11 protein-coding genes, 1 pseudogene and 1 riboswitch are annotated in these 14,489 nt (G+C 38.6%); of the genes and pseudogenes, 2 read left to right on the forward strand and 10 right to left on the reverse strand.

The window, feature by feature from the left end; all coding sequences use genetic code 11:
- Positions 1–124 precede the first annotated feature (124 nt).
- From ACLKL2_RS14575 to ACLKL2_RS14590, 4 genes are all read right to left on the reverse strand, one after another.
- Positions 125–418, reverse strand: a complete 294-nt coding sequence (locus tag ACLKL2_RS14575; RefSeq protein WP_413692287.1) for a hypothetical protein — start codon at positions 416–418, stop codon at positions 125–127.
- A 65-nt stretch (positions 419–483) separates the two neighbouring features.
- Positions 484–861: a hypothetical protein gene (locus ACLKL2_RS14580; RefSeq protein ID WP_413692288.1), complete on the reverse strand. Its 378-nt coding sequence runs from the start codon at positions 859–861 to the stop codon at positions 484–486.
- Between the two features lie 1,510 nt (positions 862–2,371).
- A complete protein-coding gene (gene ribB / locus ACLKL2_RS14585) occupies positions 2,372–3,019 on the reverse strand; it encodes a 3,4-dihydroxy-2-butanone-4-phosphate synthase (protein WP_413692289.1) in 648 nt (215 codons plus the stop codon).
- 95 nt (positions 3,020–3,114) lie between these two features.
- Positions 3,115–3,270: riboswitch (FMN riboswitch) on the reverse strand.
- 325 nt (positions 3,271–3,595) lie between these two features.
- Positions 3,596–4,555, reverse strand: a complete 960-nt coding sequence (locus ACLKL2_RS14590) for a helix-turn-helix domain-containing protein (protein ID WP_413692290.1) — start codon at positions 4,553–4,555, stop codon at positions 3,596–3,598.
- A 125-nt stretch (positions 4,556–4,680) separates the two neighbouring features.
- Between ACLKL2_RS14590 and exaC the strand changes: the two genes are divergently transcribed.
- Positions 4,681–6,198, forward strand: coding sequence for an acetaldehyde dehydrogenase ExaC (gene exaC / locus ACLKL2_RS14595; RefSeq protein ID WP_413692291.1), 1,518 nt, complete (start codon positions 4,681–4,683; stop codon positions 6,196–6,198).
- 94 nt (positions 6,199–6,292) lie between these two features.
- Here the strand turns inward: exaC and ACLKL2_RS14600 are convergent, their stop codons facing one another.
- From ACLKL2_RS14600 to ACLKL2_RS14615, 4 genes and pseudogenes are all read right to left on the reverse strand, one after another.
- Positions 6,293–7,387: a heparinase II/III domain-containing protein gene (locus ACLKL2_RS14600; RefSeq protein WP_413692292.1), complete on the reverse strand. Its 1,095-nt coding sequence runs from the start codon at positions 7,385–7,387 to the stop codon at positions 6,293–6,295.
- On the reverse strand, positions 7,302–8,372 hold the full coding sequence (locus ACLKL2_RS14605; protein ID WP_413692293.1) for a DUF4962 domain-containing protein: 1,071 nt from the start codon (positions 8,370–8,372) through the stop codon (positions 7,302–7,304). Before ACLKL2_RS14605 ends, ACLKL2_RS14600 begins: the two co-directional genes overlap by 86 nt.
- A gap of 366 nt (positions 8,373–8,738) precedes the next feature.
- Positions 8,739–9,128 carry a DUF3461 family protein gene (locus ACLKL2_RS14610; RefSeq protein WP_113819194.1) on the reverse strand — a complete coding sequence of 130 codons (390 nt, stop codon included), beginning with the start codon at positions 9,126–9,128 and terminating at the stop codon, positions 8,739–8,741.
- A 357-nt stretch (positions 9,129–9,485) separates the two neighbouring features.
- Positions 9,486–10,897: pseudogene (locus tag ACLKL2_RS14615) on the reverse strand (alanine/glycine:cation symporter family protein).
- 381 nt (positions 10,898–11,278) lie between these two features.
- Here ACLKL2_RS14615 and ACLKL2_RS14620 point away from each other — a divergent pair.
- Positions 11,279–12,871: a diguanylate cyclase gene (locus ACLKL2_RS14620; protein ID WP_413692294.1), complete on the forward strand. Its 1,593-nt coding sequence runs from the start codon at positions 11,279–11,281 to the stop codon at positions 12,869–12,871.
- 242 nt (positions 12,872–13,113) lie between these two features.
- Here the strand turns inward: ACLKL2_RS14620 and ACLKL2_RS14625 are convergent, their stop codons facing one another.
- Positions 13,114–13,434 (reverse strand): hypothetical protein, encoded by a 321-nt coding sequence (locus ACLKL2_RS14625; RefSeq protein WP_413692295.1) that lies wholly within the window; start codon positions 13,432–13,434, stop codon positions 13,114–13,116.
- Positions 13,435–13,474: 40 nt separating this feature from the next.
- Complete coding sequence (epmB, locus tag ACLKL2_RS14630) at positions 13,475–14,482, reverse strand: EF-P beta-lysylation protein EpmB (protein WP_413694334.1); 1,008 nt, start codon at positions 14,480–14,482, stop codon at positions 13,475–13,477.
- Positions 14,483–14,489: the final 7 nt, after the last annotated feature.

The following is a 14,489-nucleotide window of genomic DNA, read 5'->3' on the forward strand; positions in this document are numbered from 1 at the left end:
TACGATAATACTCCAATGTGCATATGACGACTCGTTAAGAGACAAAAACTGTTGACTGAAATTAGCGACGAAGGAGTAAAGGTCAACTGTTCTTTGTCCTTTTAAACGACTTGTCTTTCTAAGCTCATTTAACCGAATACTTTCTCGCTATTAGTTGAAAGCCAACCGACCGCCAAACCAAGAGCAAAAATAAATAACCTAACCAAAGAAGGCTTAAGAAACCAATCAATAAAGCTATCAGGTTTATTACAATGAAAGCTATTATCGTTGGTTTTAAATGTGTAGATTGAGAATCAAATATTTCACCGTAGTATTCAATTAAAAAGTTGGATGCTTTTTTGTGATCACTTTTGTTAAGTGACGGAGAAAGAGCCAGTTTAATATGTTCTCTGACTGAGTCATTCGTAAATTTGGGCATTCTACTTTCCTTGATGATTACTACAAACTGTTTTTTAGCCCTGTTTTATTGCCTTATAACTCTCTTTAGCCGTTTATTTTCATTGGTTTTCTAGAGGCTTTCATATCTTTACCGAGTGGTAAAACTAAAGGAACAGTAAATTTAACTTTAGTTATCGCAACTGATTCAGATCCCGTATTATTCTTTTTACCTAAATTGATACTACCCAGAAATACGCCAATTCCTTCAGAAGAGCCTGATTTATCTGTTGATGTTAGACCAACATCAAAAACAACATCTTGTGGCATAGCATGGTCAAAATTATTACTTTGACCATCTTTGGTATATCTAAGACTAGTTGGATTAATAGATGCACCGTGAGGCTCTATTGAATCTTGTGCGTTTACCACACCTTCGACTATTTGTTCTAAAGTTGCTTTTACAAAGTCTTTGAGTTCCATCATTGCTCCAAACTGAGATGAGAGTTATAACAGCTTCTTAAACCAAAAATTCAATATTTCCGATGGAAATACGGAATAGTTTTATTTGTTATCCATCTTTTGATAATACGTTTATTGAACAGTAAATCAATTAATTAGAAGGAAAGGTCAATATTTTGTGATGGGGTAGGTGGCATTATTCCGCATTAACAAAGGAAAGCCTGAATAGTCTTTGGTTACTTTCTTTTGGCCACTCAAAAGAAAGTAACACGCCGACAGGGCGGAACACCAAGCGATCATTATTCATTAAGCTAGGATGAGCGCAGACGAACCAATACTCATTATGGCTATAAATTCTCACCGTTGAGCTATCCCAAGTAAGCAACTTAGAACACTCAACATGGCTAGATAAATTCCCCGTTATATTTTTCTGAATCAATGATTGCCTTTAGCAAGCTAAGGCAGGGATGCCGTTGCTAGCGAACTTCGCGGCATGGACGCCGCGTATGAGCGGTGCGTTAAGAAGGTAATCATTGCTATACTTTCAAAAGAGGAGATTAAAAAATATTCGGTGTGGCCTTTTCTTTGGTTACTTTCTTTTGGCCACTCAAAAGAAAGTAACACGCCGACAGGGCGGAACACCAAGCGATCATTATTCATTAAGCTAGGATGAGCGCAGACGAACCAATACTCGTTATGGCTACAAATTCTCGCCGTTGAGCTATCCCAAGTAAGCAACTTAGAGCACTCAGCATGGCTAAATTAATTTCCCCGTTATATTTTTTCTGAATGAATGATTGTCTTTAGCAAGGTTAGGTATGGATGTTGGATATGAGCGCATAAGAAGCAATACTTATTATGGCTACAAGTTCCCGCCGTTGAGCTTTCCCAAGCAATCAATGCATTTTAGTAAAGCCAAACAGGATGTTTGGATTAGTTGAGGCTAGTGCATGGATGCACGTCCGAAACGGTACGTTTAAGTTGGTTACTTTGGGTAAGGTGCTATTTTTAAAAGATATTGAGTGGGTTGGTAGGCTCAATACGGCTACATCAATTTCCCCGTTATATTTTTCTGAATCAATGATTGCCTTTAGCAAGGTTAGGCAGGGAGCGATTTATGCGACAGCATAGTCATATGAGCGGGCTAAGCTCTGCGTGGCCTTTGGCGTTGCTAGCGAACTTCGCGGCATGGACGCCGCTTATGAGCGGTGCGTTAAGAAGGTACTCATTGCTATATTTTCAAAAGAGGAGATTAAAAAATATCCGGTGTGGCCTTTTCTTTGGTTACTTTCTTTTGGCCACTCAAAAGAAAGTAACACGCCGATAGGGCGGAACACCAAGTCACAATTATTCATTAAGCTACGTTGAGCGTAGACGAACCAACTCTTAAATATCACTGAACAATATAAAAAGCACTCGTTGTTACGACAACAAAAAAGGCCATCTATATCACTATAGACAGCCCACAAAGCTATAACTCACTTCAGTTTTAGACGTTTTGGCAACCCAAAACTACACCTTAGCTATATATGAATTAGGCTACCTGTTCGGCTTTAATATAATGCACTAAATCATCAATACTCAATACTGGCATATTGTGTTGCTGGGCGAATTTAACGACTTCTGGTAAACGGGCCATTGACCCATCTGCATTGCTTAATTCACAAATAACACCTGCCGGTGCAAACCTGGCTAATGTCGCTAAATCCACGGCTGCTTCGGTATGGCCTCTGCGTACTAATACGCCACCTTCAACGGCTTGTAGCGGGAATACATGGCCTGGTCGTGAGAGGTCTTTCGCTGTTGCGTTTACTGCTACGGCTGTTTTGATGGTGGTAACACGATCTGCGGCTGAAACACCTGTGGTAACACCGTGCTTTGCTTCGATACTCACGGTATAAGCAGTGGTATTTTGGCTGGTGTTATGGCTGACCATTTGCGGCAGTTGAAGTTTTTCTGTGGTGGATGTTGGCAAACACAAACAGACTATGCCACTGCCTTCACGGATCATCATGGCCATTTGTGGCGTGGTTAATGATTCTGCTGCAAAAATAAAGTCACCTTCATTTTCTCTGTCTTCATCATCTACGACGAGGACACCTGAACCATTTTTGATTGATTGAATGGCATTTGATACACGCGTATGTGCATCACCGAATAAACTTAATAGAGACTGACTCATGGTATTTCCTTTGAATAGTTACCAGAATCAGGGCATTGAGAGTTACACCACCTAATTTTTAGGTCATGTAAATTAGCCCTGCAACATGCAGTGCTTTGGTTTCTCTTTCATCCGGACTTTAACCGTCGGCTCTGGAGTTACACCAGATCTGCTGACCTTTATTATGAGGTTGAATCATTAATAAAGCGCTCGCGGGCTTACCTGTAAGGCTTACCGCCGGTGGGGAATTTCGCCCCGCCCTGAGAATTGCTAAGTTAAATTAGCGTGCGGATCTTAACGCTTACTTAACGAGGAAGATAGTTGAAATTGCAGAGAAATCTTTAAATTTATGTCTCTTTTTATAGTTATGAACTGTCTTGGTGAGTAGGGTATTAGAAGGTGAGACATAAGAGTTTGCACTTTTTGAGTCGTTTATAGCTTGCGTCGTTGCCTATTTTTGTACTTTATTAGCCATGGTAATGGGTGTTTGGTAAGTCATAAACGTAATGCGAGTAGATATACCGACTATGCCCATTTTATGCCATAAATAATAGACTTTCAGAATACAAACGCTGAGTTATTATTTTTTATTGATGCTTATATACCAACATTGTTAATGCTTAATTCGTCATGTGGGATTATTGCCGAGTTTGGATTATGTCTGAGTTTGTATTGAGTTGGGTTAATCCCAAAAAACTTCTTAAAGCTGCGACTAAAGTGACTCGTGCTTAAGTAACCGGTGGCGAAGCAGACTTGGGTTACTGAGTTATTTTTCTTCAATAGATCTGCTGCTTTTTTAAGGCGTAATTGAAATAAAAAGTCTTGAGGTGTACAGCCGATAGTCCGTTTAAATTCAGAGAAAAATTTAGTGCGACTCATACAGGATATTTTAATTAACGCTTCAATATTAATAGTCTCTGCTAAGTGCTTATATAGGTAGGCTACCACTGAGTTAATGCCGTTATGCTCCGGATCGTTAAGGCTGTGACAAATAATAAAATCCCGAGTTTGCTCTCTTAATAAACGCGTAATAAGTTCACTTACCGCGAGATCCACCATAAAGTTTCTATCCGGATGATTCTCAGTAAAAATATTGATCATACGCCCTAACAGGGTTTGGGTTTCGGCATTATGGTGTGTGTGCATTAGTTTATTATCATACTGCCATTCTTGCTGATAACTTGATAAAGGTGCATTGGCATTGAGTTTATCGCATATCTTTTTAACGCGATTATGACTAATTTCAATGGCGATACAGCTGGTTGGGGAAGCTAGTGTGGCATCGGGGAAATCAATCTGAATTGGGCGGTTTGGCGCCATAATAAAGGATTCATGTGGGAAGAACTCCGTTTCAAACCGTCTGTGTAAACTATGCATTATTTTTTTACCAGATAGCATACCGCAAAACATTAATTGGTCAGACGCAAGTTTGATATTAGAAGCAGATTCAAAGGTGTCATAAATACTCAATTCAGCATCTTCTCCAGCAAAAGAGGTTTTGTTCTCTACCAAAACTTGCGGCTTATTTCTTTGATCTTGAACATGTTGAGTTATCATTTTTACCACGCTCCCTACTATTTGAAACTACCAGTCAATATTTTTGGATTATCAGTCATGCATTTAAAAAACGCATAGATAGGATGAATATCACATAGAGGCATACAAATAACTGAGAGGTGTTTATGATTTATCCAAATCCAGGTTCTTCGGAGTCACAAATTACGTTTAAATCACGTTACGATAATTACATTAATGGACAATGGGTTACCCCTGTAAATGGACAATATTTCACTAATAAAAGCCCTGTCACAGGGGAAGATATTTGTGAAGTCGCTCGCTCAGAACAACAAGATATTGACCTTGCTTTAGATGCTGCACATGGCGCGAAACAAGCCTGGGCGAATACTTCTGTTACTGAACGCTCTAATATTCTGCTTAAAATAGCAGATAAGATTGAAGAGAATTTAGAGCTTCTTGCTTTGGTTGAAACTTGGGATAATGGTAAATGTATCCGAGAAACCATGGGGGCAGATGTGCCTTTAGCTGTTGACCATTTTAGATACTTTGCTGGTTGTATTCGCGCTCAAGAGGGATCATTAGGTGAAATAGACCACAATACAGTGGCTTACCATTTTTATGAGCCATTAGGTGTTGTTGGACAAATCATCCCTTGGAATTTCCCACTATTGATGGCCGCTTGGAAAATTCCACCTGCGTTAGCAACAGGGAACTGCATCGTTCTTAAACCAGCCGAACAAACCCCTTTATCCATTTTATTTTTAATGGAGATTATTGGTGATCTATTACCTGCAGGTGTTTTAAATATTGTAAATGGTTTTGGTGAAGAAGCTGGGCAGGCATTAGCGACTTCTACACGTATTGCTAAAATTGCCTTTACTGGCTCTAGTCCAATTGGTAAGCGTATTTTGCATTGTGCTGCAGACAATATGATCCCTTCAACGGTAGAATTAGGTGGTAAATCGCCTAATATTTTCTTTGCCGATGTGATGAATCATGAGGATACATATATTGATAAATGTTTAGAGGGGGCGGCGTTAGCATTCTTTAATCAAGGGGAAGTGTGTACTTGTCCATCACGTTTATTAGTACAGGAGTCGATCGCCGATGAGTTTATTGAGCGGTTGATTAAGCGTACAAAAAGTATTGTTCAAGGCAACCCGTTTGACACTGATAGCCAAGTGGGAGCACAAGTGTCAAAAGTACAATATGACAAAATTCTATCCTATATTGAGATTGGTAAAGAGGAGGGCGCTGAAGTATTAACCGGCGGTGCTATTGAGAATGTAGATGGGGCTGATGATGGTTACTATATTCAACCTACCTTGTTAAAAGGTAGCAACCATATGCGAGTTTTCCAAGAGGAGATCTTTGGTCCAGTTATTAGTGTCACGACCTTTAAAGATGAAGCTGATGCTTTAAGGATTGCTAATGATAGTGAGTTTGGCTTAGGTGCAGGCTTATGGACGAGAGACAGTAATATTGCGTATCGTATGGGACGTGGTATTCAAGCGGGGCGTGTATGGACAAATTGTTATCACCTGTACCCTGCACACGCTGCATTTGGCGGATATAAGCAATCAGGTATTGGACGTGAAAACCATAAGATGATGTTAGCGCATTATCAACAAACGAAGAATATGCTGGTCAGCTACGATATTAACCCGATGGGGTTCTTTTAATTTGAATGTTAATCTATAAATAAGAAAGCCGCTTATGATAAGCGGCTTTCTAGTATTGGCTGTTTTATAAGTAAGCCTTTTAGTGAAGGCTAAGTTAAAGCTCAATCACTACATCTTCACCATCGATAGTCAGTGTTAAGCTTGTGTCAGTAAGGTTGTACGAGACCTCTGTTTTAGGGCCATTGACTTTACTTGGTACTAATAAAGTGAGGATGTTGTGTTCTTTCTTCGCTTTAAATTTCGCTTCAACATGGCGGTGGATCTCAAGATCTTTATATTCACTTGGGTCAACTTCACCAAAGCCTTCAACATTTTCAATGCTTAGTAAATCATCCGTCGCTTCATTGATAAATGACACATCTAATAGTGCATTGTCACCAATAATTTGGAATGAGTCCTTAGCTGTTTCTGTTTTGAAAGTGGTGTGTAATAACCAAGTTAAGTCTTGCTCGCTTTTAAGAGTTGCCAGATCACGCATCACAAAGACTTTACCTTTAGCAAACCAGATTTTACGTTTGTAAGATTCTAAATCTGGATTGTGGAATTGGTAAGAGGTTGATGCATCGCCTTCAACGAATAATAGATCTGATTCTGTATCGAAGTCTGTGATTTTACCACCCGCTTCAACACAGTAGCGATCTTGGTGTTCGCCTTCAAAGTTGGTTGTTGTGTTTTCTGCATACTGACCTTTACCACCAAATAAAGGTAAGTTTTTAGAGAAAGTACGACGACGCCATTTGATGTGCATATCTACACCGAAACCACCGTAGTAACCTGTGATAGCCGCTAAGGTATCGCCAAATGCATGTAATGTGTAAGCATTTTGGTCGCCGTGTGAATGGCTGATAGAACCGAATGGGCTACATTTGTAAACCATATGAATATGTTCATCACGGTTTGTCATATTGCTGTGGAAACCTGCCCAACCTGTGATTGGGAAGACTTTAAGCTGTGGCTCATCTGAAGGTTTAACTTCAGGCATATCGTTCCACAGGTAATCAAAACGTAAGTCATCGTAACCAAAGTCCCACCAACCGAAGTTGTAGAATTTAGTATGCGCTTCTGTATCGCGTGCTTTCAGTTGGTTGTAGTACCAAATGTATTCAGGTTTGTTGTTTACACCTGCAAAATGTTTGATGTTGTAAGCCAGTTTTAACCACTGGGAAGTCACCAATACTTGATTGGTCACAGAAGCTTGCACGTTTTGAGTGAACAGGCATACAGTACATGATGAAATCACCAGTATTCTTGTAGAACTCTTTATTAAACATGTTGATAGAGGTGTAGCTTTTTAGTAAATCAAATGATTCACCTAGGAATGCCATTTGCGTATTCCAGTAGTCTGGACCTTCAGCCCATGCGCCATCTTTTCCACCCCATGGTGGGTAATGTACCGCATAGTATTCGATGCCGTATTCAATGTATTCACGTGCTTTAGGGTATTCATTGTATAGCGCGATACAGGTTGGGATAACCGCAGATGAAATTGAACGCACACCGTGACTATTCAATGGGTTAGCTAATAGGTCAACGGTTACTTGTAGATGATGCATGATCTCTTCTAAACGGACGATCAATGCTTGTTTTACTGTTTCACGCTCTTGCTCTGAAAAGTAAGCATGTAGCCAGTCATAACCCCAAGCCATGGCTGCAATAACACGGAAAGCAGCTTCATCATTATAACCACGTGAGGTGACACCTTCTGGATCGTAAGAGGCGAGTTGTAATGTCCACGCTTTGGCTTTAGCGATGATTGCGTCATCTTCTAATACTATACCGGCAATGGATAGGTTACGTGTTGCGTTAAAGGCTTCTTGGCAACTTACATACATTTGACGCCAGTAAGGACGCCATAGTGAGGCTTTACCAACGGTTTCTTCTGGGTACGCTTGTGGCTCAGCGTAAGGCGCGACATCTAAAAATTTATTAGTAGAGTTATTCATGAAAGCATCGAATTTACAATACCCAGCATCGGCTTTTAGGTTTGCTCTAAAAGCCGCTAGGTCTTTGCTTTGCACTAATAAACGAGGATGTTCAACACTTAGGTTATCTAGGAAAGAAAGATCAATATCAGCCTTTTGTACTTGCACTGGCATCACATCAAGAAGATTACCAGCAGATTTGTCGTTTTCTAATTTGATCGCTTTGATCGCATCAAAAGATTTGTTAGACATTTAAACCTCTACTTATGAAATTAATAAATTTATACCAGCCCAGTAATGCTAAGTTACTCAACTGCAAGGAATGTTAATGAAATATCAGGTTATAAAGCGGTTCAAGGGGTATCCCTTAAACTAAAATCAGCATAAGCTGCGCCGATTTACTGTTTTTATTAAACCTTTTTAATGATCATTTTATATCATTTGTATTACTTAATTACAAAAAAGTAAGGGCTGCGCTTTTCTAATACGAGTACTAGGTCACAGGATTAAAAGTCGATATTTAAAATACTGTTTATGGCGAGGCAAACTGAAGATATAAAAAAACGAACAATGATGTTCGTTTTTAAAGTAGAAGTTAATGCTGTTGTTTTATTCAGCTTATTGTAGCTTGTCTAACTTACCTTCAATCTCTTGTATTTTATTATCCACAACCGACTGTAAGTGTTTTAAGTCTGATAATACCTGTTGTTTTAGCTCTTTTTCGGTGCTGACTTGTAAACTTAAGCTATCTAGCTCTTTAATGATTTTATGCAAGGTAGGATTAATTTCTGATAACTCAGTAGTGCCTTGAATATGTTGAACGTGCTGACCACCGCTGACGGTTTTAATTTGACGTTGGAATTTATATTTACTACTACGCCCGATTAACATGGCTCCGGTCTTACGGAAATATACTTTTAAAATATCCTTATCGCCCTCTTTGCGTAATGAGTAGCGTTTGATATTTTCTGGGTTACGGATCCCGATGTCTCTAAGGTTTGGATACATTACTTCTCCTTAAGTATATTGTCGAAAGTGGTGGATACAAATCTACATTAAATAGTTGTGCAGGTTAAAGTCTATTTTGTTGTTAGTTTTATCTAGAAACTTATTTTTAACTTATACCTTTATGTGTCCATTGAATGGGCAGCTAAAGCACAGCTTGCTTTAATGCAAATAGTGATATTGCCTTTAGTTTGAACTATCACAAAAAAAGATCAATGAATATTGTACTGAATTTGCTGTTTTTTTAGGCTTATTTATGAATGAAAAGAAGGTATTGGAGAGTTTAGAAGAGCTGAAAGTAATAGACCTTACAAGATTCATCCATTTTGATCTTGTAAGGTCTATCGAGGGTGCTTTATGTTACTTTTTAGCTTCCCAAACACCAGGCTCTATTTTTTTATCTAGCTCTGGTAGTTTAGTTCGGTCAAAAGTAGGCACTTTACCAGCGCTTAATTGCTGGTTGTAATCTTTTGCTAACTTAATCACTTCGTTAGAAAGTAATAGGACAGCAATCAGGTTAACAATCGCCATTAATCCCATAGAGACATCAGCTAAAGACCAGATTACATTGTTGCTTTGTGTTGCACCGAAAAGGATCATTGCTAACACTGCAATACGTAATACGATTAAACCACGTGTATTTTTGTGTTGTAAAAATACTAGGTTAGTTTCAGCGTAAGAGTAGTTAGCGATAATAGAAGTGAAGGCAAAGAAAAGCAGTGCAATTGCAACAAAAGAACCACCCAGTTACCAACTTGGAAGTCTAATGCACGTTGTGTGATTTCAACACCACCCATACCAGAGAACGAATCTAATCCACCTGATAATAGAATGATAGACGCCGTTGCAGTACAAATGATGATGGTATCAATAAATACACCTAGCATTTGCACATAACCCTGTGATGCTGGGTGAGGTGGGTAAGGAGAGGCTGTTGCAGCTGCGTTTGCTGCACTACCCATACCTGCTTCATTTGAGAATAAACCACGTTGAACACCGGTCATAATCATTGCACCAAATGCACCACCAGCGGCTTCTTGCCAACCAAAAGCAGAATTAAAGATTAAGCGAATAACACCAGGTAGTTCTGTTACATTGATGACTACAACAAACGCTGCAATCACTAAGTACACCAATGCCATTGCTGGAACAATTCGTTCTGCTACTTTAGCGATACCACGGATACCAGTGAAAATAACAGCACCTGATATAAGTGCAAGGACAATACCAACAGTTAGTTTATCAAAGTTGAATGACTCATTTAATGCGGCAGTAATAGAGTTTGCTTGAACGGCGTTAAATACTAAACCAAATGCAATAATCAGAAAGATTGCAAATAGGCTGCCCATCCAACGTGCATTTAAACCACGTTCCATATAATAAGCAGGGCCACCACGGAAATTACCTTCTTCATCATGTACTTTATAAGCTTGTGCAAGTGTACTTTCTGCAAAGCTGGTTGCCATTCCTAATAGGGCGATTAACCACATCCAGAAGATTGCACCAGGGCCACCGACTGTAATTGCAATAGCAACACCGGCAAGGTTACCTGTACCAACTCGTGCGGCTAAACTGGTGGAGAGAGCTTGGAAAGAAGAGATACCCTCTTTATCTGATTTGCGACTGCCTTTCATGACAGTAAACGTATGGAAGAAATGACGGAATTGAATGAAGCCTAAACGTACGGTGAAATAAACCCCTGTTCCTATTAACAAATAAACAAGAATTTGCCCCCACAATAAACCATTCAAAGCATTAAGTACTGTTAACATAAAGATACCTTTTAGTAGATTGCGCGAGTCCCTTTAAAATCAATTAAAACGCAATTTGATTATGAACAAGGCCGCGATACTAGCAAATCTTCAAGGGGTTTGCTTAGGTTTATAAAGTTGCTGTCAATTCGTACTAACTGTGGTTGTTTGGCGCTCTTTATGTGATGTTTTTATATACGTTATTAACTTATGAGTGTGATTTTTATTAACTTTAGATTTATTTATAGACCGATGTCATTGTTTTATCTGATTAAAAAAATAATATTTAAAGTGTGAAAGGGCATTTATTAAATTCACTTAAATTTACTATATAATATCCTACTAAAGGATTAGTTTTCTGTTATTAAATCGATTATATAAATACATTTTTTCAAGGATAATATGCCTCGCTTAAAACATAAGTTGAATCTTCGCGTTGTTATCATGACTATTACACTCACTATCATGACATGTGTGGTGGGGATATCTGCTATTACTTCATTAACTGAATTAAAAGAAGATTATCAACAGGTCAAGAGTGAACATTTTGAGAGCCTATTGGCGATCACGCAATTGAAAGTTCAAACCAATAAAATATTAGCTGCAACTAACAATATGTTTCTAGCTGTAAATGAAGAAGATTTACAGTGGGAAGATGCCTATATTGCAGATAAAGCAACTTGGGCGACACAAACTTCACAGCAATATGCTGATAATCTATATGCTTATCAAGATTTATTGTCGTTAAACTCTGCGCTTTCTGATCAAAGTGATGCTATTTCAGCCGCGATGACTAAAAAGATAACATTAGCTAATCAAGTGTTAGCTGACTATCAAGATGTGGAGGTTTACCGAAGAGAGCAATTAAATAAAGGTAATGTCAGTATTGCTGTGACACTTGATGAGGTGCTTTTATTATTTAACCCTATGCTTAATAACGCTTCTTCGGATAGTAGTCCTGTTGCGGTTAAAGAATTAATCTCTCCATTGCAATCTGTTATGTCAGCGCAGGAATTTCAAACCTTGCTAGCGTTATTAACAGGTACAACCTCAATATCAGTTGATTACCAAGCCTATTTAGCACAGCTATCCGTTGTGGAGCAGCTAAAGTCAGACCATAAAGCTCTAACTCAGTCGATCATCAGTGTGATTGGAGATAGTGGCCTAGCGGCACAAAAAGCATTTTTGACTAACCTGACTAAAATAGAAGAGAAAATCTCCTTAAGGGAATCCTTTCTCTACCTACTCTTACTAACCTGCATCATTGTTGCAATCATATTAATTACATTACAGACCAATCTCTTACGTCGAGTGAGTTTAATTCGTCAGGTGATTGACGCCGGTGATAGTAAAAACCAATATCGGATTGCCATTAAAGGCTCTGATGATATTAGTGAAATGGCGAAAGCGGTGAAAGGTTATATCGAAACTATTTTAGAGAAAGATCAGGCGTTATCAGATAATAATAAAAAGCTACAACATTTGGTCACACATGATGACCTGACCAATATTTATAATCGTCGCTATTTTGAAATACATATGGCGCAAGAGCATATTCGTTATTTACGTTATAAAGAGCCTTATTGTCTGGCGATGTTGAATATCGATGCTTTTAAAGCGATTAATGAAAAGTATGGACATGATATTGGCGATAAGGTGATCCTTGATTTTACTTTACGTGTTGATAATCAAATGCGTCAAACCGATGTGTTTGCCCGTTTAAGTGGTGAAAACTTTATTTTGTTAATGCCAAGAACAGATCAAGGCAATGCGCTGATGCTGATGGAACGGATCAGAAGTGAAATTATCGCCATGCCTACCGTTGTAGGAGAAGAAAAGATAGAGTTCACTGTAAGTATTGGTTTAATGCAGGTACAGGAAGTAGATGATATTGAAGATGCTTCGCAACAGATGACTTTTGTTAGCCAAGCGTTAGCAGAGGCGAAAGATACTGGCCGTAATAAGGTGTCTAGCTATAAAAGTGGGTCGTTATAGCGCTTGACCCTAAAAGTAGTGAGTAGCCAATACCAATGATATGGAAGGTATTATACCAATCATAGTAAGTAACTGATCTATTTTACTTGTTAAAATGACTTATTTTTTCGTTGTAAGTTTCGTATAGGGAACAACCATTTACATCAACTTACGCCTCAAACTAAGCCATTTTTCCGGCGCAAAATTTAGAGCAGTTATTTAATAAAATTGGTATTACTACTCACTGTTATTGCTATTAAACCCTATTTAGCTTTTAATTTTTCCTTAAAAGCATTCAATGTTTTAAATAACAATTCAATTTTTACCACTAGTGCAGGTAATTGCACTTTATATTGGTCATCATCTTCTACTTGCATCGCCTGTAAGTCCGCAGCTAACTCTTCAACATAAGGTAAGAAGGTATTTGCATGCTGCTTGAAGGGTGTATCTTCTGCAAAAATATGTGCAAAAGTCGCATTCTTTTGTTTACGTAATTCAGCTAATGCTTGGTCTGCATCCACAGCTCTGTGGTAAATAATTTTAATGTTTTCTTGAAGCTGTGCTTGCACGCTTTCTTTGCTCATTACTTTCTCCTGTGCAATTCAATGATTGATATAATAGGTATTATAACGAATGTATTAACGTTTTACTTTGCTCACCTGCGATTTCTCTACTTAATCTAGGTACTAAGTAACCAGGCAATTCTGCTTGCATTTGTTTATGCAGCAGTTGGGCTTTGTGTTCATCTAAATCAAAATGTGCGGCACCTTGCACTTTATCTAGAAGAAACAGGTAATAAGGCAAGATATTCACTGAGAATAAAGCCTCACTTAGCGCGACTAAAGCGTCCACATCATCATTAACATCTTTTAGCAATACACTTTGATTAAGCAGTTGAATACCCGCTTGATGACAACGCTCCATGGCTTCTGCAAAAGGTTTATCAATCTCTTGTGCGTGATTGATATGTAACACCATGATTATCTTCAAGCGACTCTTTTGTAATCGTTGAGTGAAGGTCTCGGTAATACGCGAAGGGATCACTACAGGTAAACGTGTATGGATACGTAAGCGCGTTAATTGTGGTAATGCTTCTAACTGATCAAGTAGCTCTGCAAGCTGCTTGTCTTTAGTCATTAAAGGATCTCCGCCACTTAAGATGACTTCATTAACATTAGGGTGTGCTTGGATATAATTGACAATATTAGTGAGCTGCGATTTATTGACGCTGTTATCCGCATAGGGAAAGTGGCGTCTAAAGCAGTAACGACAATTCACGGCACAGCCACTCTTTAAAATAATTAACACTCGGCTTTTGTATTTATGCAGTAATCCTTTGTGTTGGTTGTTTTGTTCAACTAAAGGATCCGTGCTATAACCTGGTAATAACAACTCTTCATCATGAATTGGCAGTACTTGTTTCAATAATGGATCGTTGACGTTGCCCTTTTGCATCTTATTAACAAAAGGTAAAGGCACCAACATTGGAAATTGTTTCTTAGCAAGTTCACTTATTTGTGCAGTTTCTTGCGTGATTTCTAATATTTCTAACAGTTGTTGTGGATTTTTGACTGCATTAGCGAGTTCCTTTTGCCATGTTGGCAAGTCAGCGGTATTATTCACGTCAATTATTTTAAGC

Origin of the sequence: Psychromonas sp. KJ10-2 (assembly GCF_047323255.1) — a bacterium.
GTDB lineage: Bacteria > Pseudomonadota > Gammaproteobacteria > Enterobacterales > Psychromonadaceae > Psychromonas.